This is a genomic window from Gordonia spumicola, assembly GCF_009932475.1.
GTDB lineage: Bacteria > Actinomycetota > Actinomycetes > Mycobacteriales > Mycobacteriaceae > Gordonia > Gordonia spumicola.
In genome coordinates this window covers 1,976,801-1,999,755 of record NZ_BJOV01000005.1, presented here as the reverse complement: position 1 = coordinate 1,999,755, position 22,955 = coordinate 1,976,801, and the positions used below count along the sequence as shown (strand labels likewise).

The 22,955-nt window shown below is 67.6% G+C and carries 26 protein-coding genes and 1 pseudogene; 17 read left to right on the top strand and 10 right to left on the bottom strand.

What is annotated here, in order from left to right; translation table 11 throughout:
- Position 1 precedes the first annotated feature (1 nt).
- The 13 genes and pseudogenes from GYB83_RS20590 (at position 2) to GYB83_RS20535 (ending at position 9,108) form a co-directional block, all read left to right on the top strand.
- Positions 2-1,495 carry a ferritin family protein gene (locus GYB83_RS20590; protein ID WP_161897161.1) on the top strand — a complete coding sequence of 498 codons (1,494 nt, stop codon included), beginning with the start codon at positions 2-4 and terminating at the stop codon, positions 1,493-1,495.
- A 31-nt stretch (positions 1,496-1,526) separates the two neighbouring features.
- The gene (locus GYB83_RS20585; protein WP_161897160.1) at positions 1,527-1,787 is read left to right on the top strand and encodes a toluene-4-monooxygenase system B family protein; all 261 of its coding nucleotides are present in this window, start codon (positions 1,527-1,529) and stop codon (positions 1,785-1,787) included.
- Positions 1,788-1,791: 4 nt separating this feature from the next.
- Positions 1,792-2,100: an MmoB/DmpM family protein gene (locus GYB83_RS20580; RefSeq protein WP_161897159.1), complete on the top strand. Its 309-nt coding sequence runs from the start codon at positions 1,792-1,794 to the stop codon at positions 2,098-2,100.
- A gap of 23 nt (positions 2,101-2,123) precedes the next feature.
- The gene (locus GYB83_RS20575; protein ID WP_161897158.1) at positions 2,124-3,116 is read left to right on the top strand and encodes an aromatic/alkene monooxygenase hydroxylase subunit beta; all 993 of its coding nucleotides are present in this window, start codon (positions 2,124-2,126) and stop codon (positions 3,114-3,116) included.
- A gap of 2 nt (positions 3,117-3,118) precedes the next feature.
- A complete protein-coding gene (locus GYB83_RS20570) occupies positions 3,119-4,198 on the top strand; it encodes a 2Fe-2S iron-sulfur cluster-binding protein (RefSeq protein WP_161897157.1) in 1,080 nt (359 codons plus the stop codon).
- 11 nt (positions 4,199-4,209) lie between these two features.
- Positions 4,210-4,545 (top strand): Rieske 2Fe-2S domain-containing protein, encoded by a 336-nt coding sequence (locus GYB83_RS20565; RefSeq protein WP_161897156.1) that lies wholly within the window; start codon positions 4,210-4,212, stop codon positions 4,543-4,545.
- 37 nt (positions 4,546-4,582) lie between these two features.
- Positions 4,583-4,792, top strand: coding sequence for a tautomerase family protein (locus GYB83_RS20560; RefSeq protein WP_161897155.1), 210 nt, complete (start codon positions 4,583-4,585; stop codon positions 4,790-4,792).
- Positions 4,793-4,846: 54 nt separating this feature from the next.
- Complete coding sequence (locus tag GYB83_RS20555; protein ID WP_186349820.1) at positions 4,847-5,575, top strand: 5-oxoprolinase subunit PxpA; 729 nt, start codon at positions 4,847-4,849, stop codon at positions 5,573-5,575.
- A gap of 50 nt (positions 5,576-5,625) precedes the next feature.
- Positions 5,626-5,871, top strand: a complete 246-nt coding sequence (locus GYB83_RS20550) for an acetyl-CoA carboxylase (protein WP_161897154.1) — start codon at positions 5,626-5,628, stop codon at positions 5,869-5,871.
- Positions 5,872-5,882: 11 nt separating this feature from the next.
- Positions 5,883-5,987, top strand: a pseudogene (locus tag GYB83_RS23920) (biotin carboxylase N-terminal domain-containing protein); the annotation flags it as partial.
- 13 nt (positions 5,988-6,000) lie between these two features.
- The gene (locus GYB83_RS20545; RefSeq protein ID WP_267130336.1) at positions 6,001-7,245 is read left to right on the top strand and encodes an acetyl-CoA carboxylase biotin carboxylase subunit; all 1,245 of its coding nucleotides are present in this window, start codon (positions 6,001-6,003) and stop codon (positions 7,243-7,245) included.
- Positions 7,242-8,141 (top strand): 5-oxoprolinase subunit B family protein, encoded by a 900-nt coding sequence (locus GYB83_RS20540; RefSeq protein WP_228461669.1) that lies wholly within the window; start codon positions 7,242-7,244, stop codon positions 8,139-8,141. The genes GYB83_RS20545 and GYB83_RS20540 overlap by 4 nt, the downstream gene beginning before the upstream one ends.
- A complete protein-coding gene (locus tag GYB83_RS20535) occupies positions 8,134-9,108 on the top strand; it encodes a 5-oxoprolinase subunit C family protein (protein ID WP_161897152.1) in 975 nt (324 codons plus the stop codon). Before GYB83_RS20540 ends, GYB83_RS20535 begins: the two co-directional genes overlap by 8 nt.
- A gap of 114 nt (positions 9,109-9,222) precedes the next feature.
- On the opposite strand, the gene GYB83_RS20530 is transcribed toward GYB83_RS20535, so the two are convergent.
- Both GYB83_RS20530 and GYB83_RS20525 read right to left on the bottom strand, forming a co-directional pair.
- On the bottom strand, positions 9,223-10,221 hold the full coding sequence (locus GYB83_RS20530; RefSeq protein ID WP_161897151.1) for a 5-oxoprolinase subunit C family protein: 999 nt from the start codon (positions 10,219-10,221) through the stop codon (positions 9,223-9,225).
- On the bottom strand, positions 10,218-11,195 hold the full coding sequence (locus GYB83_RS20525; RefSeq protein ID WP_228461667.1) for a 5-oxoprolinase subunit B family protein: 978 nt from the start codon (positions 11,193-11,195) through the stop codon (positions 10,218-10,220). The genes GYB83_RS20530 and GYB83_RS20525 overlap by 4 nt, the downstream gene beginning before the upstream one ends.
- A gap of 133 nt (positions 11,196-11,328) precedes the next feature.
- Between GYB83_RS20525 and GYB83_RS20520 the strand changes: the two genes are divergently transcribed.
- On the top strand, positions 11,329-12,465 hold the full coding sequence (locus GYB83_RS20520; protein WP_161897150.1) for a PucR family transcriptional regulator: 1,137 nt from the start codon (positions 11,329-11,331) through the stop codon (positions 12,463-12,465).
- An 85-nt stretch (positions 12,466-12,550) separates the two neighbouring features.
- Here GYB83_RS20520 and GYB83_RS20515 read toward each other — a convergent pair whose 3' ends face one another.
- The 7 genes from GYB83_RS20515 to GYB83_RS20485 are packed head-to-tail and all read right to left on the bottom strand — an operon-like array spanning position 12,551 to position 18,450.
- Positions 12,551-13,072 carry a flavin reductase family protein gene (locus GYB83_RS20515; protein ID WP_161897149.1) on the bottom strand — a complete coding sequence of 174 codons (522 nt, stop codon included), beginning with the start codon at positions 13,070-13,072 and terminating at the stop codon, positions 12,551-12,553.
- Positions 13,073-13,081: 9 nt separating this feature from the next.
- Positions 13,082-13,429, bottom strand: a complete 348-nt coding sequence (locus tag GYB83_RS20510) for a cupin domain-containing protein (RefSeq protein ID WP_161897148.1) — start codon at positions 13,427-13,429, stop codon at positions 13,082-13,084.
- A gap of 29 nt (positions 13,430-13,458) precedes the next feature.
- Positions 13,459-14,922 (bottom strand): 4-hydroxyphenylacetate 3-hydroxylase family protein, encoded by a 1,464-nt coding sequence (locus GYB83_RS20505; RefSeq protein ID WP_161897147.1) that lies wholly within the window; start codon positions 14,920-14,922, stop codon positions 13,459-13,461.
- 2 nt (positions 14,923-14,924) lie between these two features.
- Positions 14,925-15,608 carry a DUF2848 family protein gene (locus GYB83_RS20500; RefSeq protein WP_161897146.1) on the bottom strand — a complete coding sequence of 228 codons (684 nt, stop codon included), beginning with the start codon at positions 15,606-15,608 and terminating at the stop codon, positions 14,925-14,927.
- A complete protein-coding gene (locus GYB83_RS20495) occupies positions 15,605-16,420 on the bottom strand; it encodes a carbon-nitrogen family hydrolase (protein ID WP_161897145.1) in 816 nt (271 codons plus the stop codon). The genes GYB83_RS20500 and GYB83_RS20495 overlap by 4 nt, the downstream gene beginning before the upstream one ends.
- A 14-nt stretch (positions 16,421-16,434) precedes the next feature.
- Positions 16,435-17,085, bottom strand: a complete 651-nt coding sequence (locus GYB83_RS20490; RefSeq protein ID WP_161897144.1) for a GntR family transcriptional regulator — start codon at positions 17,083-17,085, stop codon at positions 16,435-16,437.
- Between the two features lie 27 nt (positions 17,086-17,112).
- Positions 17,113-18,450, bottom strand: a complete 1,338-nt coding sequence (locus GYB83_RS20485; RefSeq protein WP_228461665.1) for an MFS transporter — start codon at positions 18,448-18,450, stop codon at positions 17,113-17,115.
- Between the two features lie 227 nt (positions 18,451-18,677).
- On the opposite strand from GYB83_RS20485, the gene GYB83_RS20480 reads away from it, so the two are divergent.
- The 3 genes from GYB83_RS20480 (at position 18,678) to GYB83_RS20470 (ending at position 22,519) form a co-directional block, all read left to right on the top strand.
- A complete protein-coding gene (locus GYB83_RS20480; protein WP_161897142.1) occupies positions 18,678-19,421 on the top strand; it encodes a sulfite exporter TauE/SafE family protein in 744 nt (247 codons plus the stop codon).
- 89 nt (positions 19,422-19,510) lie between these two features.
- Positions 19,511-21,190 carry an amidohydrolase gene (locus GYB83_RS20475; protein ID WP_161897141.1) on the top strand — a complete coding sequence of 560 codons (1,680 nt, stop codon included), beginning with the start codon at positions 19,511-19,513 and terminating at the stop codon, positions 21,188-21,190.
- An 84-nt stretch (positions 21,191-21,274) separates the two neighbouring features.
- The gene (locus tag GYB83_RS20470) at positions 21,275-22,519 is read left to right on the top strand and encodes an MFS transporter (RefSeq protein ID WP_161897140.1); all 1,245 of its coding nucleotides are present in this window, start codon (positions 21,275-21,277) and stop codon (positions 22,517-22,519) included.
- Here GYB83_RS20470 and GYB83_RS20465 read toward each other — a convergent pair.
- Positions 22,472-22,915 (bottom strand): MarR family winged helix-turn-helix transcriptional regulator, encoded by a 444-nt coding sequence (locus GYB83_RS20465; RefSeq protein WP_161897139.1) that lies wholly within the window; start codon positions 22,913-22,915, stop codon positions 22,472-22,474. The two genes, GYB83_RS20470 and GYB83_RS20465, sit on opposite strands and share 48 nt — an antisense overlap.
- Positions 22,916-22,955: the final 40 nt, after the last annotated feature.

Sequence of the window (22,955 nt, the reverse complement as noted above, 5' to 3'; positions counted from 1 at the left end):
CATGGCACTGCTCGAACGCAGCGAGTGGTACGACCTCGCTCGCGCCACCGAATGGACGCCCACGTACATCACGATGGACGAACTCTTCCCGCCGGAGCACAGCGGCGGCGTCGGCCTGCCCGACGACGTGTGGGCCAAGTACGACGAGCCGTACAAGGTCTCGTTCCGCGAGTACGTCGACGTCCAGCGTCAGAAGGACGAGGGCGCGTACTCGGTGAAGGCCGCTCTCGAACGGTCCGACCTGTACAACAAGGCCGACCCGGGCTGGATCTCCATCCTCAAGGAGCACTACGCGGCGGTCGCGCTCGTCGAGTACGGCGCCGCGCTGCAGGAGTCGCGCTTCGCCCGCTGGAACAAGGCTCCCGGCATGCGCAACATGGCGACCTTCGGGATGCTCGACGAGATGCGCCACGGCCAGATCCAGCTGTACTTCCCGCACGAGTACATCAACAAGGACCGTCAGTTCGAGTGGTCGCACCAGACCATGTGGAGCAACAACTGGGTGGCGCTCGGCGCCCGCCACTACTTCGACGACATCATGATGACCCGCGACTCGGTCGAGACCTCGATCTATGCGAACTTCGCGTTCGAGACGGGTTTCACCAACCTGCAGTTCATCGGCCTGTCCGGCGACGCGGCGAACGCGGGCGACTTCACGTTCTCCAAGCTCATCCAGTCGATCCAGTCCGACGAGGCCCGACATGCGCAGCTCGGCACTCCGCTCCTGCAGATGCTGATCGAGAACGGGCAGAAGGACAAGGCGCAGAACCACATCGACGTCTCGTTCTGGCGCTCGTACCGACTGTTCACCATCCTCTCCGGCATCCCGATGGACTACTACGTCCCGCTGGACGTCCGCGAGAGCTCCTTCAAGGAGTTCATGGAGGAGTGGATCGTCACCCAGTTCATCAAGTCCATCGAGGACCTCGGTCTCGAGAAGCCGTGGTACTGGGACATCTTCATGGCCGACCTCGACGAGCACCACCACGGCCAGCACCTCGGCACGTACTCGTGGCGCCCGACCCTGTGGTGGGATCCGGCGGCGGGCGTCAGCCCCGAGGAACGCGACTGGCTGGAGGAGAAGTACCCCGGATGGAACGACACCTTCGGCAAGGTGTGGGACGTCATCATCGACAACATGGTGTCCGGGCGCATGGACAAGACCGTCCCCGGCACCCTGCCGATGGTGTGCAACCTGTCGCAGCTGCCGATCGTCGGCACCCCGGGCAAGACGCTCAAGGACATCAGCATCGTCCACGGTGACCGCAAGTACCACTTCGCGTCCGAGGTCGACAAGTGGATCTTCCAGCAGGATCCGGAGCGGTACCGCCACCACAAGAACCTCATCGACCGGTTCCTCGGCGGCGAGATCCAGCCCGCGAACCTCGACGGCGTCCTGGAGTACATGGGACTCGGCGTGGTCGGACCCGGCGGTGACGACGTCCACGACTACGCGTGGGTCGACCGTTACCGCAACACCGAGCTGGCCGGCTGAGGCCGCCCGAAGAGAACAGGAACGAAGAACAATGGCGCTCTTTCCGATCTCGTCGCACTTCCACGGCGACTTCGTCCTCAAGCTGGTCCCGGTCGACACCGAGAACACGATGGACGAGGTCGCGGCCGCCGCGGCCGAACACTCCGTCGGCATCCACGTCCCCGACCAGCCGGGCAAGGTGATCCGTGCCCGCAAGCAGGGCTCGAACGACCCGTACCCGCGCGACCTGCTGTTGGCCGACGCAGGCCTCGAACCCACCGACACCGTCGAGTTCTACTTCAGCGAGGCCTGATCACATGACTGACACCACCGGAACCATCGTCGATCCCGTCGGACCCGTCATCCAGGTCGGCGAGATCGCCGACGCCGTGGCCGCAGCGGCCGTCATCGACAACGACGGTCAGCGCGTCGACATCCGCAACCGCGGGTCGTACGTCCGCGTCGAGGTCGACGGGGGCGAATGCATCCTTCGCCGCGAGACCATCGAAGAGGAACTCGGACGCCCGTTCCTCATGCGCGAACTCGAAGTGAGCATGCCCTCCTTCGTCGGCCGCATCGAGACCGGCACCGAGCAGATCCGCTTCTACCTCGCTCACCGCGCGTGAGCCAGATCTGAGGAATCACACCCATGAGCACCCCCAACGCACTGCGTCCCCAGAAGACCTGGGATCACCTCGCCAAGCGCCGTCGTCGTCCGTCCGAATACGAGATCGTCTCAACCAAACTCCTCTGGCACACCCGTGACCAGGAGCAGCCGTGGGACGTCGGACACGAGGGCTTCATGGCCGACTGGTACCGCAAGTACCGCAACGGCTCGCCGATCACCCACGAGGACTGGGACTCGTTCCGCGATCCCGATGAGCTCGTCTACCGCACGTACAACATCCTGCAGGACGGTCAGGAGACGTACGTCGAGGGCCTGTTCGATCAGCACAACCTGGAGGAGCACGACGCGGGCCTGGACCCGGAGTGGGTCGCGTCCCTCGCCCGCCTGTACGCACCCGGCCGCTACCTGCTGCACACGGTGCAGATGGCGTCGGCGTACCTGGTCCACATGGCGCAGGCGTCGACGATCGCCAACTGCGCCGCATTCCAGGCCGCAGACCAGCTGCGTCTGCTGTCGCACGTCGCCTACCGCACCGCTGAGATGGCGAAGAGCCACCCGGGCGCTGGCCTCGGCGAGAACGAGCGTCGCATCTGGGAGGACGATCCGGCGTGGCAGCGTTTCCGTGAACTGATGGAGTGCATCCTCGCGACCCGCGACTGGGCCGAGGCGTTCGTCGCGCTGAACGTGGTCGCGAAGCCCGCCATCGACGAGGCCTTCTTCCGTCAGCAGGCGGTCAGCGCCCGCAGGCAGGGCGACACGCTGTTCGCGCTCGTCGCCGAGGCGGGCCTGCGCGACAGTGACCGTTCGCGCCGCTGGACGACGGAGCTGATCGGCCACATGGCGCAGAACCCGAGCAACGTGCCGGTCATCAAGGGCTGGCTGGACCGGTGGGTCCCGCTCGGCGACGCCGCGATCGACGCGTTCTGCACCGAGCTACCGGACAACCCGGACGCGTCGGCCCGCGCGATCGCGAACGCCGCGGCGTTCCGCGCCCAGCTCCCCCTCGGGAGCTGACCGTGACCGGTCCGGAGGCGGGCGCGGCGACGCTCCCCACACATGCGATCTCGACTGGCGACGGTCGGAGCTTCGAGTGCGGTTCGACCGACACTCTGCTCCGTGCCGCCCTCCGGGCCGGTGTCGCCGCAACCTACGAGTGCAACAGCGGCGGGTGCGGCACGTGCAAGTTCACTCTCACCTCGGGGGAGATGCACCAGCTCGACCCCGATGCGGCGGGCCTGACCCCGCGCGACAAGCGCAAGGGCAAGATGCTCGCATGCCAGTCGGTGCCGCTCACCGACTGCGAGGTGGCGCTCCAGGCGGGCGACGCCTGGTTCGCCGACCAGTCCACCCCCGGCGTTCGGTCCGGGCGTGTGACGCGGGTCCGTCACCTCACGCACGATCTGCGTGAGATGACGTTGACCGCACCCGGCGCGGCCGAGTTCCTGCCGGGGCAGTTCGCGATGCTGACCGTTCCGGGAGCGCCGATCCACCGCGGGTCGCCGGACGGTGCGCCCCGCGGCCTCGAACGCGCCTACTCGATGTCGAATCTCCCCAACGACGACGGCCAATGGCAGTTCCAGATCAAGCGGGTGCCCGGCGGAGCGGTCTCCGGCATCGTCGTCGACGACCTCGACATCGGTGACGAGGTGCTGATCGACGGTCCGTACGGTCACGCGCACCTGAAGGACTCGGGCCGGGACATCGTCGTCGTCGCGGGCGGATCGGGACTCGCTCCGATGGTCTCGGTGGTCCGGGGCCTCGCCGAGCGGGCGGACGCCGTGGACCGCCGCATCGACTTCTACTACGGCGGCCGGACCCCGGTCGACATGTGCGCGATCGAGTTCGTCGACGAGGTCCGCGATCGGGTGGCTCGCGTCGAACTCGTCGAGGCGGTGTCGATGGACGACGCCGACGACGGCTGGACCGGGCCGCGCGGATTCATCCACGCCCTGATCGACCACGACACCGTCGACGGCCTCGCCGACCGCGACATCTACATCGCCGGACCGCCGATGATGACCGACGCGGTGGTCCGCAAGCTCGTGCTCGAACTCGGCGTCTCCACAGACAACATCCACTACGACCGATTCTTTTAGGAACACGCGACATGGCATTCGAACTCGTCACCACGCTCGACGACATCTGGGAGGGCGACATGGAGTCGTTCACCGTCGGCGGCAAGGAGATCCTGATCGCCGTCCTCGACGGCGGAGACGTCATCGCCACCCAGGCGATCTGCCCGCACCAGCAGGTCGAGCTCGTCGAAGGGGAACTCGACGGAGCGAAGCTGACGTGCCGACTGCATCTGTGGCAGTTCGACCTCGGGACGTGCAAGGGCATCAATCCGGCGCATGCGGAACTCGCGAAGTTCCCCGTCGAGGTCCGCGGCGAGGAGATCTACGTCGATCCCGCGGGCGATGACCCCCGGGTCGCGCACTCCTGACCAGCACTGCATCCAATTCCATCAGCAGGAGGCTCACATGCCGTTCGTCCGCATCGACTGGTTCCCCGGCCGCACCCTCGAGCAGAAGCGCGAGATGGTCGAGGTCCTCACCCCCGAGATCGCCCGCATCGCCAAGTGCAAGACGGAGACGATCCAGTTCATCTTCACCGACGTGACCCGCGAGGACTGGGGACGTAACGGGAAGCTGTTCACCGACTTCTACGAGTACGAGAACGACCCCGAATAGCACCGCGCGCGCCGCCGACGGCGCCGCGACATCACTACTGAAAAGGCAGGAATCATGGTTTCCCTCAACTCCGACATGGGCGAGAACTTCGGCATCCACTCGTTCGGCAACGACGATGCGCTGATCCCGCTCGTCGACACGGTCAACGTCGCATGCGGCTTCCACGCAGGCGACCCGACCGGAATGCACGAGACGGTCACGAACGTGCTGGCCGGCGGCGTCACGATCGGTTCGCACCCCGGACTCCCCGACCTCGTCGGCTTCGGTCGTCGTGAGATGAAGCTGTTCCCCGACGAGGCGGCCGACATCGTGCGCTACCAGACGGGTGCGCTCGTCGCGTTCCTGAAGGCCGAGGGCGGCTCCCTCGATCACATCAAGACGCACGGCTCGCTGTACGGCATGACGTCGAAGGACGCGGAGATGGCCGAGGCCGTCGCGGCCGTCGCGGCCGAGTACGGCGTGCCGATCTTCGGCATCCCCAACTCGGAGCATGAGAGGGCCGCGAACAAGATCGGCGTCCCGTTCGTCGCCGAGTTCTACGTCGACCTCAATTACCGCAACGACGGTTCGCTGATCGTCGCCCGCCGCCCGCACGCCACCCCGGTGGACGAGGCCCGCGAACGTGCGGTCCGCGCCCTCCGCGACGGCGTCGCCATCGCCGACGACGGCACCGAGTTCCCGATCCGCGTCGACTCGGTCTGCGTCCACTCGGACACACCGAACGCCGTCGAGATCGCGACCACGGTCCGCGAGGTCCTGACAGAGTTGAGACTGGCCGCCTGACGGTCCGGTCGCCACAGCCCCCACTCTCCATTTCCCGAAAGGCGTTCATCATGGCGCAGCACAACGTCGCTTCACCGCTCCCCGGTGTCTTCTACCGTTCCCCGGCCCCCGGCGAGCCCGCCTTCCTCAACGAGGGCGACGCGGTCACCGCGGACACCACCATCGGTCTCGTCGAGATCATGAAGCAGTTCAGCGAGGTCAAGGCGGGCGCCGCCGGAACGCTCGCGTCGTTCGCCGTCGACGACGGTGCGACCCTCGCTCCCGGCGACGTCGTCGCGACCGTCGACACCGAATAGGACCAGGACCGATGCAGAAACTACTGATCGCCAATCGAGGCGAGATCGCGGTGCGGATCATCCGGGCCGCGCGAGAGCTCGACATCACGACGGTCGCGATCTACAGCGAGGCCGACGAGCACGCGGAGCATGTGCGTCTGGCCGACGAGGCCGTGTGCGTTCGGCCCGGCGCAGGCCACCGCGAGCTACCTGAACATCCCCAACGTGCTCGCGGCGATCGAGTCGAGCGGAGCCGACGCGGTGCATCCCGGATACGGGTTCATGTCGGAGAACGCCGACTTCGCGCAGGCCGTCGTCGACGCCGGAGCGGTGTGGGTGGGCCCGGCGGCGCAGGCCATCCGCGACATGGGCGACAAGGTGTCGGCCCGTCGCTCGGCCAAGGCCGCCGACGTGAACACCGTCCCCGGTTCGGCCGGTGAGCTCACCGACCCGGACGAAGCGGTCGCGGTGGCCGCCGAGATCGGCTTCCCGCTCGCCATCAAGGCGTCGGCGGGCGGCGGCGGTCGAGGCATCCGCATCGTCGAACAGGAGAGCGACCTCGTCGGGGCCATCAAGACGGCGAAGGCCGAGGCGCGCGCGGCGTTCGGCAGCGACGCCGTCTACATCGAGCGGTTCATCCCGCGGGCCCGCCACATCGAGGTCCAGGTGTTCGGCGACGGAGTGCGCGCCGTCCATCTCGGCATGCGCGACTGTTCGGTGCAGCGCCGCAGGCAGAAAGTCGTCGAGGAGGCGGGGCAGCTGTTCGTCACCCCCGAGGTGGGGCAGCGGATGTGCGATGCCGCCGTGCGTCTCGCCGAAGCCGTCCAGTACCAGGGCGCGGGCACCGTCGAGTTCCTGTACGACGAGCAGCGCAACGACTACTACTTCCTCGAGATGAACACGCGCATCCAGGTGGAGCATCCCGTCACCGAGATGGTGTTCGGCGAGGACCTGGTCGCCGAACAGCTGCGCGTCGCGTCCGGTCAGCCGCTGTCGTTCGTCCAGGAGAACCTGGTGCCGCGCGGTCACGCGATCGAGATCCGTCTCAACGCCGAGAACGCCGACATGAACTTCCTGCCGAGCCCGGGCACGCTCGAGAAGTTCGCCCTGCCCGGCGGCCCGTTCGTGCGCCTGGACAGCGGCGTCATCACCGGCTCGGTGATCAGCCCGTACTACGACTCGATGCTCGCGAAGATCATCGTGTGGGGCGCGACCCGCGACATCGCCAGGGCCCGCATGCTCCGCGCGCTCGGCGAGCTGGAGGTCGAGGGGATCGTGACGACCGCTCCGTTCGTCGAGACGATCCTGCGGTCGGCCGAGTTCGCGTCCGGCGCGTTCCACACCACCTGGCTGGAGAGATGGATGGCAGATCGAGCCGAGGCGGGCGCGGCGTGACCACGACGGCACTGCCCGATCAGGCCCGCTACTCGTGGGGCGCGGACGAACATCTCGTGGTGCAGATCGCCGAGGACATGTCGCTGTCGGCGTTCTTCCGGGCGGGTGCGATCAGTTCGCGGCTCGCGGAGCGCGACATCGACGGGGTCCTCGACATCTGTCCGGCGAACGCGTCGCTGCTGATCCGGTTCGACCCCGAGGTGCTGGCCCCCGCCGACCTCGAGGCCGCGGTCCGCGAGATCGAGGCCGACGTCGCCCGGCAGGAGCGCCCGAGCATCTCCACCCGGATCCTGGAGATCCCCGTCTGGTACGACGACCCGTACACGCGCGAGGTCGGAGCCAAGTTCCGCGACCGCCATCAACGACCGGAGGGCACCGACCTCGAGTACGGCATGGTCGAGCTCGGACTCTCGTCGGTGGACGAGTTCATCGAGAAGCACAGTTCCACACCGTGGATGGTGTCGATGGTCGGCTTCGTCGCCGGACTGCCGTTCATGTTCCAGATGGTCGATCAGGCCGACTACGCGTTCGAACTGCCCAAGTATCTGCGCCCGCGAACAGAGACGCCCAAGCTGACCGTCGGCCACGGCGGCTGCTTCGCCTGCATCTACTCGGTGAAGGGCGCGGGCGGCTATCAGATGTTCGGCGTCACGCCACTGCCGATCTTCGACCCGTCGCAGGGTCACGAGGTGTTCAGTGACTCGATGGTGCTGTTCCGTCCCGGCGACATCGTGAAGTTCCGGCCGGTCGACGAGGCCGAGTACCGCGAACTCGAGGCGGCGGCCGAACGCGGAGACGACGTATACCGCATCGTGCCCGTCGACTTCGAGCTCGACGAGTTCCTCGCCGACCCGGTCGCATACAACACGAATCTCCTGGGAGCGCTCCATGACTGACGCAGCTGTCGAGGTCGTCGAACCCGGCCTCGCGACGACAATTCAGGACCGTGGACGCAGCGGCGCGTACAACGTCGGCATCCCGCCGTCGGGTGCGCTCGACCAGTCGTCGGCGATCCTGGCCAACCTCCTCGTCGGCAATCCGGCGGGCGCGGCAGTCCTCGAAGCCCCCTACATGGGCCCGAAGCTGGCGTTCCGCGGCACCGGCGCGGTGGCCGTGACCGGAGGCCGTGCGAAGGTCCTGATCAACGGCGAGGAACGCGACCAGTGGGAGTCGCTCGAGGTCGCCGACGGCGACGTCCTGTCGTTCGGGTTCATCGAGGCGGGCGCACGGCTGTACATCGCCGTCGCGGGCGGCTTCGACGTCCCCGAGATCCTCGGCTCGCGGTCGACGTACACGCTCGGCGCGCTCGGCGGCTTCGGCGGCCGTGCCCTCGCCAAGGGCGACGTGGTGCCGGTCGGGGAGGCGACGCCGTTCGTCGCCCGGCGCATCGCCGACGCCGACCGCCCGGTGTTGTCGCGGGAGGTCGAACTGCGGATCGTTCTCGGACTGTACGACTACCGGCTGTCCGAGTCGGGCCTGTCGACGTTGCTCGACACCCCGTGGCAGTTGACCCCGGTCGCCGACCGCACCGGCTTCCGGTACGCGGGTGCACAGCTCGACTTCGTGCCGCGCACCCAGCCGTTCGGCGCGGGGTCGGACCCGTCGAACATCGTCGACGCCGGATACCCGATCGGATCCATCCAGGTCCCGTCCGGTTCCGAGCCGATCATCCTGCACCGCGACGCGGTGTCCGGTGGCGGCTACGCGATGGTCGGCACCGTCATCAGCACCGACATGGACATCGTCGGGCAGTCGGCTCCGGCGACGGTCACCACCCTGACGACGGTGACGTTGGACGAGGCCGTCCAGGCCCGCCGCGACCGGGCAGCCCGTCTCGCCGCGCTCGCCGAAAGTCTCGCCTGACCGCTGCCGATCGACTCATCGCGCTCGCTCACCCGGACCGGACGGTCCGGGATGAGCGAGCGCGGTGCTCCTTGAGCGAGCCGGTGTCGAACGGTGGGTCGTCGAGCCGCCCGCTCAGCGGACGGGGGCCGCGCGTCGCGGATCGACGGTGAACTCGAGGCGTTCGTCGAGCGCCAGGGCCTCGGCGTGCGAGATCTCCCGGAACCGGATCACGTCACGGCCGGGCCGGACCTGTCCGAGCTTCCATCGCGCACAGCGCGCGACGGTGGCGACGACGGCGAAACCGCCCGAGGTGTTGGCCTCGGGGCCGGAGATCGTGAGCACGTCGCCGGTCGCGATGACGGCGCCCTCCGGATACGCCTGGTCGAGGACGTTGGACGGATGACCTCCTGCCACGGCGTCGTTCGACAGTCCGGCCGTCCACGCGAAGCGGTGCGGCCGCACGCGGGTCGCGACGCGGTCGGAGTTGAGGTCGACGTGCCAGCCGATGTCGAGAAGATCGGACCAGTCGGAGGCGGTCAGGAAGTCCGGGTGGCAGTGCGGGCCGGGGATGATCTCGATCTCCCACTCGGTGGTGAAGCGGGGTCGGATCGTCTCGGGAACGCTCCGGCGGGCGACGGGACGCACGTTCGCCGCGGACAGCACGTCGCCGCGCAGCAGCGCGCGACCCTCGATGCCGCCGATGCCTGCGATGAGCGAGGTGGCCGTCGAACCGTAGACGGCCGGGACGTCGACTCCGCCGCGGACGGCGAGGTAGGCGCGGTACCCGGCCGACACCGATCCGCCGACCCGGACCTGATTGCCTGCCTTCACGTCGAGGGTCTGCCACGTCGGAGCCGGTCGGTCGTCCAGGCTCACGGTGACGCCGTCCGGTGCGCACACCGCGATCTGGGTGTCGTGGAGGGCGACGAGGGTGATCGCGATCTTCGGGATCTCGAGGGCCGCGGCCGACAGCGGATTGCCGACCAGGCCGTTCGCCGTCCGGAACGACCGCGAGTCCATCGGGCCGCTCGGCGAGTATCCGAGAGCGGTGAGACCGACTCTGCCCGGATACGACTGGACGGTGGTCTCCAGGCCGGGGGCGAGGACCTCGAACACGGGGACGGCGTTCACGGCACCTCCACAAGGGCCGCGGCGTCGGCCCGTCGACGGGCCACGGTCTCGATCTCGCCCCGATGCCGTTTCACGTCGGCGGCGTATTCGGACACGGCGAACTCCGAGTCGACGATGTCGTACCGATAGCGGTTCTCGAACACTTCCAGTCGCAATTCGAACAGTTCCTCTTCGGTGACTCTGCGGAAGCGCACACGGTCGCCGACACGCAGCAGATTCCGTTCTTCGGCGCTTTCTCCCGCTCTGGGCGAATCGAATGTGGCGCGCATCGGAATAGATCTTCCGAACAGTTGATAACTGCCCGGAGCCTCCATCGGGTACATGACGACGCACGGACCTCCGAGAGCGACGGCGCCTTCCGGAGTCCACATTCTCGCCGGATTGTATTTCGGCACCGTCAATTGCGTCCGAGGGTCCATCGAGAACAATGACGGAAGGCCGGGGAAATAGCCCATCAGGCCGTTCCACCAGGTAGTGGCGAGAAATGTCGAGATGAATTCTTCGCGGTCGTCGAACCCGTTGTAGCGGACGATGTAGTCGATGTTGTCTCCGCCGGACACATTGGGGGCGTCGTCGCGCGTGTCGGTCCGGTACCGGGAGACGGCCTCGCGTGTGCGGGAGTCGTCGAAGGCGATGGGCAGCACCACTTCTCGGCTCGGAAGGGTGAGGTGGATGATGTCCGGAGCCGACTGCTCGCGGGCCGCGATCTCGGCGATGACCCGGGATCGGGACGTGCGCGCCGGGTCGAACGTGATCAGCAGCGATCGGAATCCGGGCGCCGAGTCGACGACCCCGTCGATGGGCGAGTCCTTCAATATCTGCCACAACGCCTGGACGCGGAAATTCAGGTGCAGATCGGCTTTCATCGGACCGTATTCGACGAGCAGCTGCCGGTCGCCGGCCTGGCGTATCGCGACGGCCGGTCGATGCGGGGACGGTTGCAGTCCGCTCAGAATGGCGGGATTGGTCGGCACTTCTCTCCACGTGAATAATCGGGGTTCGCACCGATCCGAGTGCGGCGGTGTCACTTCATGCTACGTCGGCGTCGCGCGCTGCGTATATTGATCATGCCAAGTATGTGTCCCTGCCCGAGTCGGGAGTAGTGAAATGGTCGATACGACACCGGGAGCATTCGCGCGTGTGCAGCGCGACCTGGTGCGGTCCGCCGTCAACTCGGCCGGAGCCAGATCGATCGCCGAACGGCTCGCGGCGGCCCTCGGCGGATGGCTGCTGCTGATCGACGCGGACGGATCCCCGCGCGCAGCGGTTCCCGAGAGCGCGCGAGCCTACCTGGCACGCGTCCTCGCCGAGATGCCCGACCGCGGTCCGGGCGGACCGACGGCCGTCGCGATCTCGCTCCCGGTCGAGTCGGTGTCGATCCGGTCGGTGATCGTGTCGGGGAAGGTCAGGGGCCACCTCGCGGTGGGGCGTGCGACGGCGTTGACACCCGACGAGAACCTGCTCGTCGAGACCGCGACCCATCTGCTCGCGGAGGACGTCCGTCGGACCGACGCGCTGCATCGGGTGGCCCGGAGCAGCCGACTCGCCGTGCTGAACCTGCTGTTGGCGGGCCACGATCAGTTGGCGACGTCGACGGCGGAGGCCCTCGGCGTGACCGTCCCGGACGGCGATGTGCGTGCCGCGATGCTCGTGACTCTTCCCGAACACGCGGCGGACCTGCTCGAGGCCGCCGAGTCCGATCGTGCGCTGCGACGCATCGACACGCTGTGCGCGGAGTTGTCGCCCGGGCGAGTCGCCGTGGTGCTGCCGACCGCCGAGGGCGATCTGCGCACGTTGGAAGCGGTTCTGCGGCGGGTTCCCCATTGCCGCGGCTCCGCGAGCGAGGTGGTGCCGCTCGCCGAACTGCCCGGGGCGTGGGGGCGTGTGCAGGACGTGTTCCACGCGTCGTCCGGCCGCACCCGCCACCTGGTGGTGGCCCGGGATGTGGTGGAGGCCGGTTTGTTGAGGCATCTGACCGGCGACGACGTCGTCGCCTGGTCGCAGTCGGCGATCGCGCCGATCGTCGCATTGGGGGAGGGGTCGCGGGTCGACTTCGCGAAGACGCTGGTCGCGTACCTGTCGAACAACGGCCAGGCCGACGCGTCGGCCAAACAACTCGGCATCCACCGGCACACGCTGCGTTACCGGATCAACCGGATCGAGGAGACGATCCGCCGTGAACTCGACGACCCGACCGTTCGGGCGGAGCTGTGGCTCGCCTTCCAGATGACCGGTCACTACTGACGCGCCCGGCGAACGGACGGGCCGAGCCCCTCACCGTCGGGGTGAGGGGCTCGGCCGTCGGGGCGCCCGGGAGGGGAGCGTCAGATCAGAACCACCACGGGATCTCGTCGTGACCGAAGTCGTGGAAGTCGCCGAAGCGGCCCGCGTTGAAGACGAGTCCGCTGCCGTCGCGGTAGCGGAGATTCTCCACCTGACCGAAGAAGACCTGGTGATCGCCGACGTCGGGATCCTGCACCACCGAGCATTCAGCCTGGACCAACGCGTTCTTGATCATCGGGAGACCGTACTCGCCGGTGTCGCATTCGATGGTCTCGAAGCGGGATCCGCCGCGCGTCGCGAAATGGCGGGCGACGGCCTCCTGCCGTGAGTTCAAGATCGACACCGTGAACCTGCGGGTCTCCGAGATCATGTCGGTGGTCCGCGAACCGTGATTCAGCGACACCATCAGGATCGCCGGGTCGAGGCTGATCGACGTCAGCGAGCTGATCGTCATACCGCAGACGTCGTCGCCCGAACCGGTGCTGACGATGGCGACGCCTGTCATGAAGCGGCCCATGGCGTTGCGCATCTCGAGCGGTTGCGCCTGGCTGAAGGCTGGGAGTGCCATGATCTCGACCTACCTCGAGTAGTAGCGGGATTCGAAGGTCAGGACGCCCTCGTCGGTCTTCCACGGACCGTGCGGCATCCCCGGCGGGCGGATCGCGAAGTCGCCCGCACTGAAGGTCTGGTTCAGGGAGAGATCGACGAACGATCCCTCGATGATGTAGACCTCCTCCCAGAAATCGTGGGTGAGCTGGCCCATCGGCAACGAGTCGGCGCCCGGCTCGTAGCGGAGGATGCGAGTGGCGACGCCGGTCTCCTCGTCTTTGGCGAGAATGCGCTCCTTGATGAGCGGGTTCCCGCCGGGGCACTCGGTGTACTCGATGTCGGTGATCGGGTGGAATTCGTGTTCTGGCTTAGCCATGATCGGTCTCCTTTTCGAGATCGGTTGGACTACTGGCTGTCGGCGACGCTGTAGCCGTCCAGGAAGTCCTGGACCGAGGCGAGCGCGCCGTCGTAGTCGTAGTTGCGGAAGGTGTAGGCGCCCTTCACGACGAAAGGGGCTCCGGCGTAGAACATCTCGTACTGCTGGTGGCGACCGGCGAACTCCGAACCGACGATGTCCCATGCGAGTTTGAACAGCTTCACGCGCTCCTCGGACGGAACGCCGGGCGACTGGACGTAGCGGGCGATGTCGTCCTTCGACACGTCGCTGGTCAGATCCTTGACGCTCGACGGGAGCTGCAGGACGCCGCCGCCGACGAGGTCGCGCAGGATCGCCAGAACGCGCGGGTAGGTCTCCGACTGCAGGCCCATCGAGCCGTACAGGGCCTGGCGGCCGGGCAGCCACTGCCCGTTGGCGTCGGGCTCGGCCGTGTATTCGGCGGCCAGGACCGACGACTGCACACCGCTGACGAGGGCGGCGAGCTCGCCGAGCTTCTCCTGCACCGACGGGATCTTGTCGACGCCGTTGACCTGGGTCACGCGGCGGGCCACGCCGGCGATGAAGCGCAGCTTGGCGGCGAAGCGGATCTGGGCCTGCCAGTTGCCGAGCACGTGCGAGCCGGTCTCGAAGAACTGGCGGCGGACGCCGGTGGTGTCGCGGTCGACGAACACGCGGTCCCACGGCACGAGGACGTCGTCGAACACCAGGAGCGAGTCGGACTCGTCGTAGCGGCTGGTCAGCGGGTAGTCGAAGGAGCTCGTCGCCCCGGTGATGTACGGGCGGCGGCAGTACTGCTTGAGGCCCTCGGCGTTAGCGGGGACCACGAAGCCGACGGCGAAGTCCTTGTCGTCCGGGCCGAGCGGCTTGATGCACGACACGAAGATCTCGTCGGCGACGGCTCCGCCGGTGGCGAGCATCTGCGAGCCGCGGATGACGAGGCCTTCCTCGGTCTCCTCGACCACGCCTGCCTGCAGGAACTCGCCCTCCCAACCCGATGCGGTGGTGGCGCGCGAGACCTGCGGCGGGATGATCGCGTACGAGACGTACAGGTTCTCGTTCAGCAGACGCTTGTAGAAGGCGCTGACGTTGGCCGCGAAGTCGTGGCTGCCGCCCTCGACCTCGAACACCTGGGTGTTCGCGGCGAACGACGCCAGGAAGGTGCCGACGTGATCGGGGCTGCGGCCGACCCAGCCGTGAGTGTGATTCGCCCAGGTCTCGATGGCCTTGCGGCGAGCGGCGAGGTCCTCGCGCGAGCGCGGGATCGAGAACGTGCGGTTCGCGGGCTCACCGGTCTCCGGCGCCACGTACTGCATCACGTCGGGCTGCTCGTGGACGATGTCGATCAGTTCGGAAATGGTCTTCGCCATCGGGGCGAACGCGGGGTGCTCTCCGACGTTCTCGACGACCTGGCCGTCGACGATGACGGTACGGCCGTCGTTGAGCGAGGCGAGGTATTCGGCTCCGGTGCGCATGATCAGTTCTCCTTGGTGGTGATGGTGTAGCTGTGTCCGATGGATTCGCCCGAGGGCGTGGTGAGTTCGACATTCCAGGCGGTGCCGGGAACGAACTCCCCGTTGAGCAGTGGCAGGGTGCCGGCGAAGCAGACGACGTCTTCGTCGTCGCGCAGCTCGAGGCGTTCGGCGACGATGGCCCACAGGTCGTCCGGGCGACGCAGTCCCGACAGTCCGCCCGACTGGTAGATCACGCCGTCGACGGTGCTGCGCATGGCGCAGGCGTCCCAATCGAAGGCCGCCCAGTCGTCGACGGGGACGACCGTGTCGCTGATCGGTTTGGGGCACGCGGCCTTCGAGTCGCCGATGTCGACGGTCTCCAGGGTCCGGTCGGTGTGGTCCGATCCGACGCCGAGGTAGAACGTGCCGTGGTGCCGGATCAGCACGGGCTCCACCTCGCCCGAGGTGTTGTCGCCCGCGACCGTCAGGTCCGCGGTCGAGGTGACGGCGCCGTCGGGCATCGGGTAGATCATGGGGATCTGCGGCGGCGGTGCGACGCCGATCGCGGCGAGCTCGTCGATGTGGTGCTGCACCTTCTGGGCGTCGCGCCCGGTGTAGCCTGCGACGATCGACCGGAAGTCGGTCAATTCGATCGTCTCGTCGGTGCCCTCGACCCGCAGGGTGAGTGACGTGGTCGCGGTGGTCATGCGTGAACAGCCTTCCGGATCTCGATGGTGGTGTAGTCGGTCAACCGGTCGCGCAGGACCGGGAACTCGGTGCGCGTCGCGGTGACGACGCTCGGGTCGATCTGCACGACGGTGACGCCTTCGTCGACGCCTCCTTCGGCGACGACCTCGCCCCACGGGTCGACGACCCGGCTGTGGCCGCCGAGTTCGACGCCCGCGTGCGTGCCGACGGCGTTCACCGCGACGACGTACACCTGGTTGTCGACGGCGCGGGCGCCGGTCAGCAGCTGCCAGTGGGTGCGTCGGCGGGCGGGCCAGGCGGCGGGGACGATCACGATGTCCGCGCCGGTCTCGCCGAGGCTCGCCCACAGCGGTGGGAAGCGCAGGTCGTAGCAGGTCGCTGCGGCGAGTGCGCCGAACTCGGTGTCGACGGCGTCGACGTGGGTCCCCGGGGTCAGGATCTCCGGTTCGACGGACTTGTATCCGAAGAGATGGACCTTGTCGTAGGTGTGGACGATCGAGCCGTCGGCGCCGAGCAGCACCGACGTGTTGTAGAGCGCGCCGTCGTCGGCGCGGCGCACGATCGAACCCATGTGGACGAGACATCCGCGTTCGGCGGCGATCGCCGACATCGCGGTGACGGTCGGCCCGTCGAGCGGCTCGGCCGCCGCGGCGTACTCGTCGAAGTGGCAGAAGCCGACCTTCCACAGTTCGGGGAGGACGATCAGGTCGACGTCGGTCGGGACGCCGCGCACCATCTCCGTCACTCGTGCCAGGCGCGCGTCGGGGGTCTCCTCGTCGGCGCTGGCGATCTGGACCATTGCGATCCGCATTGTCGTACTTCTCCTCAGTCGGGCAGGTGGGCGGGATTGATGATCGATGTGAGCGTGGCGTGCAGGTGGCTGCGGACGGCGCGCTCGGCGGCTGCCGAGTCCTGAGCCTCCAGGGCGTCGACGATGGCCTGATGTTCGGCGAGCACCTGGACGCGCCGTTGAGCGAGGACCGAGACGGCGCGGATGCCCATCCGGGTCTGTCGATCCCGGAGCGAACGGTAGAAGTCGACGAGGACTCCGTTGCCCGCGGCTTCGAGGATCGAGGTGTGGAACGCCAGGTCGAGCTCGATGAAGCGGACCGGGTCGGTCTCGTCGGACTGCCGAGCGATCAGTTCGTGCAGGCCGAGGGTGTGGGCCGTTCCGGACTGGGCGACCTCGCGCATCGCGTTCTCCTCGACGAGCAGTCGCGCCGCCATGATGTCCTCGACGTCGCGGTCGGTGACCGCGGGGACGTACGCGCCCTTGTGGGGGACTCTGCGTACGAACCCCTCGGACTCGAGTCGGAGGAGAGCTTCGCGCACGGGCGTCCGGGACAGGCCGGACTGTTCGGCGATCTCCGCCTCGGTCAGGAACAGTTCCTGCTCGCGGGGCGTGGTCACGATGGTCGAATGCAGCCACTGGTATGCCCGTTCGGGGGCCAGCACCCGCTGGTCGTTGCGTGACATGTCGTCTCCTCGTTCTCGGTTGGTCGGTTATGCGATGGTGTCGACTAGGTCCGATGCTTCCTCGTCGGTGGCGCCGATGGTCGCCATATCCACGGACATCGTCTCTTTCGTGTTCAGTGTGGCGATCAACGAGATGACGCCCATGAGCGCCAGGTACGTCGCGATCGCGTAGCCGGTGCCGAACCACTTGTAGAGGGCGACGGCGAGCAGCGGGGCGACGGAGCCCGCGACGACGGATGCGAGGTTGTAGGCGAGCGACACCGCGGAGTAGCGGATCTCGGTCGGGAACAGCTCGGAGAAGAACGCGCCGATGACGGCGCTGTACGCGGCGAAGATCAGGAGGCCGCCCGCGACGGCGATGTAGATCGCGGCGGTGTTCTTGGTGTCGAGCAGGAAGAAGAAGACGAACGCCCAGACGATGGTCGCGACGGACGCCGTGATGTAGATCGGCTTGCGTCCGATCCGATCGGCGAGGATGGCGATGGCTGGGATCGCGACGATCGCGACGACCATGCCGATCATCACCGCGTTCAACGCGATCGACTTGTCCAGGTGCAGCATCTTCTTGTTGCTGACGTAGGTGATCACGAACAGCGCGAAGATGTAGAAGCCGGCGTTCTCGCCGAATCGGGTCGCGGCGGCGAGCAGGATCAGGCGCCAGTGGCCGGTGACGGCCTCCTTGAGGGGTGCACGCCGTTCGCCGTGGGCCGACTCGGACGCCTCCTGGGCCTCTTTGTAGAGCGGGGTCTCGTGGACGAACAGGCGGAGGACGAGGCCGATGATCACGAGCAGCGCCGACAGGGCGAAGGCGATGCGCCAGCCGTACGAGTTGAAGGAGTCTTCGCTCATGACGTGGCCGAGCACGGCGAGGACGCCCGCGGCCATCAGGTTGCCGAGCGGCGGGCCGAGGTTCGGCCACGCCGACCAGAAGGCGCGTCGTTCGGCTCCGCCGTGCTCGGAGACGAGCAGGACGGCTCCGCCCCATTCGCCGCCGAGGGCGAACCCTTGGACGAGGCGGAGGACGATCAGGATGATCGGTGCGGCGACGCCGATGGACGCGTAGCTCGGCAGGAGCGCGATGAGGAACGTGGAGACGCCCATCAGCATCAGGCTGGCGATCAGGGTGGAACGACGGCCCTTGACGTCGCCGAGGTGTCCGAGGACCGCGGCGCCGAGCGGGCGGGCGATGAAGCCGACGGCGTAGGTGGCGAACGCGAGCATGGTGCCCACGAGCGGATCGAACGACGGGAAGAAGACGTCGTTGAAGACGAGCGTCGCCGCGGTTCCGTAGAGGAAGAAGTCGTACCACTCGACCGCGGTGCCCGCGAGGCTCGAGCCGGCGACGACTGGCAGGCTTTCGCCCACCCTCTTCTTGTTAGTGTTAGGACTTGCATTCGCCATGTCTCGGCTCCAGGTCGACGAGTTGGTGTGTGAAGTCGGGCGGGTAGTTGTGGCGCAACTACCTCGCCCGGCGCCTTGTGATGGGGACCACTTCGGCTACCAAAGTTGTATACGACCTGTGTGCAAAGTTGCAAGGAGTTTCTTGAAATAGCAGGTCAGGTTGTGTTTCTGGCCGACGGTGAGGAGTGGAAATGTCCGTTGCGCAGTTCGTTCTGCTGATCGGAGCCGGCTTCGCGGCGGGCCTGATCGGATACCTGACGGGCCTCGCGTCGCTCGTCTCCTATCCGGCGCTCCTCGCGATCGGGCTCTCGCCGGTGTCCGCGAATGTCACCAACACCGTCGCGATGGTGGCCGTCGGAGGCGGGGCCGTCGCCAAATCCGCGCCCGAGCTGGCGAAGAAGCCGTCGCAGATGCGTGTGCTCGGTCTCATGGGTGTGCTCGGCGGCGTCGTCGGCGCGATCGCGCTGCTCGTCGCGCCGGGTGAGTCGTTCGAAGCGGTGGTCCCGGTCCTGATCGCGATCGCCTCGGTCTCCCTGCTGTGTCAGCCGTTCGTCCGCGGCCTCGCGGGCGGGCGTCGATTCCCGGTCCTCTATCCGATCGCGGTGTTCGTCGTGGCGGTGTACGGCGGCTATTTCGGTGCGGGTGCGGGAGTGATGATCCTGGCGGTCACGCTGACGATGAGCGCCGAGCCCCTGTGGCGCGCCGCCATGCTCAAGAGCTACGTGCTGAGCATCGCGAATCTGGTCGCCGCGATCGGATTCGCCTTCTTCGGCCCCGTGCACTGGACGGCCGCGCTGGCGATGGCGATCGGCGGTTTCGCGGGCGGATACGTCGGACCGCCGGTGGTGGAGCGGATCAATCCCACGCTGCTGCGGGTCGTCGTCTCCGTGTGTGGGCTGGGTCTGGCGGCCTGGTTGGCGCGCGGCTGGGTCTGACGAATTCGAGATTTTTGTATACAACCTGTCGACAGTAGGTATACGGTGGTTCGAGTCACATCCTCTCCCTCATGTATTAGGAGCCACTCATGCGGATCGGAACGAAGGTCGGCGCGATGGCGGCGGTCCTCGCACTGTCGCTGACCGCCTGCTCATCGTCCTCGGACGACGACAAGGCGGCCGACATCGTGTTCACCGGCGGCAAGGTCTACACGGTCGAACCGGGACAGCCCTGGGCGCAGGCGGTCGCCGTGCGCGACGGCAAGATCGTCTACGTCGGCGATGACGCGGGTGCTCGCGAGTACGAGGACGGAGCCGAGGTCGTCGACCTCAAGGGCCGCATGCTCACTCCCGGCTTCGTCGACGGACACAATCACGCGTACCTCAAGGCCGAGAGCATCTTCTGGGCCAATGTCACCGACGGCGACGTCAAGGCCAAGCAGCAGGCGCTCCGCGACTTCCGGGCCGAGCATCCGGACGCCGAGCAGATCCGCGCCGTCGGCTGGGACACGATCGCCGACGACGCGAAGGCCGCCGGCACCACTCCTCGAGAACTGATCGACGGTGGAATCAAGGACATTCCGGTCGCGATCATCAGCAACGATCACCACACCCTCTTCGCGAACACCGCGGCGCTGCAACGGGCCGGCCTGACCAAGGACACGCCGCAGCCCGCGGGCGGCACCGTGGTCCGCGACGCCAAGGGCGAGCCCAACGGCGTCCTGCAGGAGTTCGGCGCGCAGAACCTCGTCATCTCGAAGCTGCCGCAGTCGGACTTCACCGTCGACGAGTACAAGCAGACGATCCTCGAATGGCAGAAGGTCGCCGCGAAGGACGGCATCACGTCGACCTTCGTGCCGATCCACTACCCGACCGAGACGCTCCTGCAGGCCTTCTCGGCCCTCGACGAGGAGAACAAGCTCACCGTCCGGTTCGACCTCGCGCAGTGGGTCGACGAGACGAAGGGAACCTCGCAGATCGATCACCTGGTCAAGATGCGCGACACCTACAAGGGTGATCACTTCGCGCTCGACTCGGTGAAGATCTTCGCCGACGGCGTCGGCGCACCGAAGCTCGTGTGGGACCAGAAGGTTCTCAACGAGACGGTCGCCGCCCTCGACAAGCAGGGGTTCCGCATCTATACCCACGCCATCGGGTCGCCCGGCTTCTACCCGACGGCCGCGATCCTCGACGCGTACGAGTTCGCGTCGAAGACCGACCCGGAGTTCGCCACCAAGCGCCACGCGATCACCCACGCGGACTGGTTCAAGGCCGCCGACATCGAGCGCGCCAAACGACTCGGGATCCTGATGGTTCCGCAGCCGCCGTGGTTCGGCAAGGACTGGTACGACAAGTACAAGACGCTGCCCGAGTACGTGAACGCGATGCGGTACCGGTCGCTGGTCGACGCCGGGCTGACCGTGGTCGGTTCGAGCGACTTCCCGTCCGACGCCACCTTCGCCACCGACATGTACGTCCCGACCGGTCTCGAAGTCGGCGTCACCCGCCTCGACCCGGTGACCGGCAAGCCCGGTCAGAAGCCGCTGAACCCGGCGGAGCAGGGGACGTTGGCTCAGCTGCTGACCTCGTACACGATCAACGGAGCCAAGCTGACGTTCACCGAGGACGAGCGCGGCTCGATCAAGGTCGGCAAGTACGCGGACCTCACGGTTCTGGACAAGAACCTGTTCGACGTGGCTCCGACCGACGTCGGTCAGGTGAAGGTCGACGCGACCTACTTCGAAGGAAACGTCACCTACCAGGGCTGACGACTTCTTCGGAGCGGCCGCCGGATCGTCCGATCCGGCGGCTGTCGTCGTTGTGTACAAGTGTGTGGTGGTGAATGCTCCACTGTGCGGAGTCTGCGCGGCCTCGGCGTCGACGAGGGTCGAGGCATGGTGATCGACACGACTGGGCGGGCGGCGACACGGCGGACGGCGGAGGCGGTCCTCGTCGTCTACCTCCTGTTCGTCGTGATGATGATCGGGACGGTGCCGACGCCGTTGCTGTCCACCTATGCCGCGCGCGACGGTCTGTCGTCGGTGACGGTGACCGTCGTGTTCGCGGTGTACGCGATCGCGATCCTCGTGACCCTCACCCGCGGCGGACGACTGTCGGACCGGTGGGGTCGGGTGCCCGTCATCGCGGTGGCCGCCGCGGTGTCGCTGGCGGCGGTCGGCGTCTTCGCATCGGGTGCCGCACTGGCGCCGCTGCTGATCGGCCGGGTGCTCAGCGGCGTGTCGGTCGGTCTGATGACCGGGGTCGCGACCGCCTACCTCGGCGACGCGTCCGGCGATCGGCGACGAGCCGCATTGATCGCCGGACTCGCGAACATGCTCGGCCTCGGCGCCGGTGCGCTCCTCGGCGGCGTGGTCGCCGACCGCGTCGACGACCCGTTGCGGACTCCGTACCTGGTGATGGCGGCGTCGCTCGTGCCGGCGGCGATGCTCATCGCGGTCCGCGAGACACGGCCTCGCGTCGAGATCGTCGACGGTGGACGGCCGTCGGGCGCGGGCCGATCGCCGCTCGGGCCGTCGTTCGCGACGGCGGCGCTCGGAGTGTTCACGGCCTTCGCTCAGCTCGGCATCGTGGCGGCGTTGACCTCTACGTTCGTCCCCGCGGTGCTCCACGTGCACAGTCTCACCATCGTCGGGGCGGCCGTCTGCGCATCGTTCGGCGCCGCGGCGGTCGGGCAGCTGTCGGCGACGGTGATCGGGCCGCGACGCGGGGCGTCGACGAGCCGAGTCCTGTTGGCCGCGGGGGCCTGCGGGATCGCGATCGGAGCCGCCACATCGACCGCCGCGGCTCTCGGCGCGGGCGTGATCGTCGGCGGTCTCGGCGCGGGCGGCCTGTTCCGGAGCGGGTTGACGACGGTGTCTCAGCAGGCGCCGCCGGATCGGGTGGCCGGCGTGGTGTCGATGTACTTCGCGGCGGCCTACGCCGGACTGTCGGTGCCGGTGGTCGGGATCGGGGCGCTCACCCTCGTCGCCGGACTGCCGACCGCCGCGATCGTGTTCTCGGTGGCCGTCATCGTCGCGGCGATCGTCTCGTCACCGGTCGTCCTCGCTCGATCCCAATGCGCGGAGGAGGAGGGCTGAGAGCTGCGCCCGCTCGTGCGCGGTGAGCCGTTCGACGAGTTCGTCGCCCGCGGCGACGGCGGCCGGGGTCGCACTCGTCAGTTCGTCGCGTCCGGCGTCGCTGATCGCGATCAACCGGCGTCGACGGTCCGACTCGTCGCGTCGTTCGGTGATCAGGCCGCGTGCGCCGAGTCGGTTCAGGAGCGGAGTGAGTGTCGATTTGTCGAGGTGGGCGGCCTGTCCGAGACTCGCGTGATCGAGCTCGTCCGTCCCGGCGAGGAGTGCGAGGACCGTGTACTGGGGCCCGGTGAGGTCGGAGCCGACGGCGTCGCGCCACAGGCGGGTGTGACGTTGATGCAGGCGGCGGGCGAGGGGCGCGATGCCGTCGAGCACATCGGAGCGGGGACGGGGGGTCACTCGGTCGAGTGTATAGTACGTACACGAACTAATTAGGACG

Bases quoted from the DNA above. Each gene is read 5' to 3' on its own strand.
- GYB83_RS20585 (WP_161897160.1), top strand. From the start codon at position 1,527: ATGGCGCTCTTTCCGATCTCGTCGCACTTCCACGGCGACTTCGTCCTC.
- GYB83_RS20515 (WP_161897149.1), bottom strand. From the start codon at position 13,072: ATGGCACTCCCAGCCTTCAGCCAGGCGCAACCGCTCGAGATGCGCAAC.
- GYB83_RS20575 (WP_161897158.1), top strand. From the start codon at position 2,124: ATGAGCACCCCCAACGCACTGCGTCCCCAGAAGACCTGGGATCACCTC.
- GYB83_RS20500 (WP_161897146.1), bottom strand. From the start codon at position 15,608: ATGACCACCGCGACCACGTCACTCACCCTGCGGGTCGAGGGCACCGAC.
- GYB83_RS20480 (WP_161897142.1), top strand. From the start codon at position 18,678: ATGTCCGTTGCGCAGTTCGTTCTGCTGATCGGAGCCGGCTTCGCGGCG.
- GYB83_RS20560 (WP_161897155.1), top strand. From the start codon at position 4,583: ATGCCGTTCGTCCGCATCGACTGGTTCCCCGGCCGCACCCTCGAGCAG.
- GYB83_RS20490 (WP_161897144.1), bottom strand. From the start codon at position 17,085: ATGTCACGCAACGACCAGCGGGTGCTGGCCCCCGAACGGGCATACCAG.
- GYB83_RS20505 (WP_161897147.1), bottom strand. From the start codon at position 14,922: ATGCGCACCGGAGCCGAATACCTCGCCTCGCTCAACGACGGCCGTACC.
- GYB83_RS20520 (WP_161897150.1), top strand. From the start codon at position 11,329: ATGGTCGATACGACACCGGGAGCATTCGCGCGTGTGCAGCGCGACCTG.
- GYB83_RS20475 (WP_161897141.1), top strand. From the start codon at position 19,511: ATGCGGATCGGAACGAAGGTCGGCGCGATGGCGGCGGTCCTCGCACTG.
- GYB83_RS20565 (WP_161897156.1), top strand. From the start codon at position 4,210: ATGGCATTCGAACTCGTCACCACGCTCGACGACATCTGGGAGGGCGAC.
- GYB83_RS20545 (WP_267130336.1), top strand. From the start codon at position 6,001: ATGTGCGTCTGGCCGACGAGGCCGTGTGCGTTCGGCCCGGCGCAGGCC.
- GYB83_RS20535 (WP_161897152.1), top strand. From the start codon at position 8,134: ATGACTGACGCAGCTGTCGAGGTCGTCGAACCCGGCCTCGCGACGACA.
- GYB83_RS20550 (WP_161897154.1), top strand. From the start codon at position 5,626: ATGGCGCAGCACAACGTCGCTTCACCGCTCCCCGGTGTCTTCTACCGT.
- GYB83_RS20590 (WP_161897161.1), top strand. From the start codon at position 2: ATGGCACTGCTCGAACGCAGCGAGTGGTACGACCTCGCTCGCGCCACC.
- GYB83_RS20495 (WP_161897145.1), bottom strand. From the start codon at position 16,420: ATGCGGATCGCAATGGTCCAGATCGCCAGCGCCGACGAGGAGACCCCC.
- GYB83_RS20580 (WP_161897159.1), top strand. From the start codon at position 1,792: ATGACTGACACCACCGGAACCATCGTCGATCCCGTCGGACCCGTCATC.
- GYB83_RS20555 (WP_186349820.1), top strand. From the start codon at position 4,847: ATGGTTTCCCTCAACTCCGACATGGGCGAGAACTTCGGCATCCACTCG.
- GYB83_RS20510 (WP_161897148.1), bottom strand. From the start codon at position 13,429: ATGGCTAAGCCAGAACACGAATTCCACCCGATCACCGACATCGAGTAC.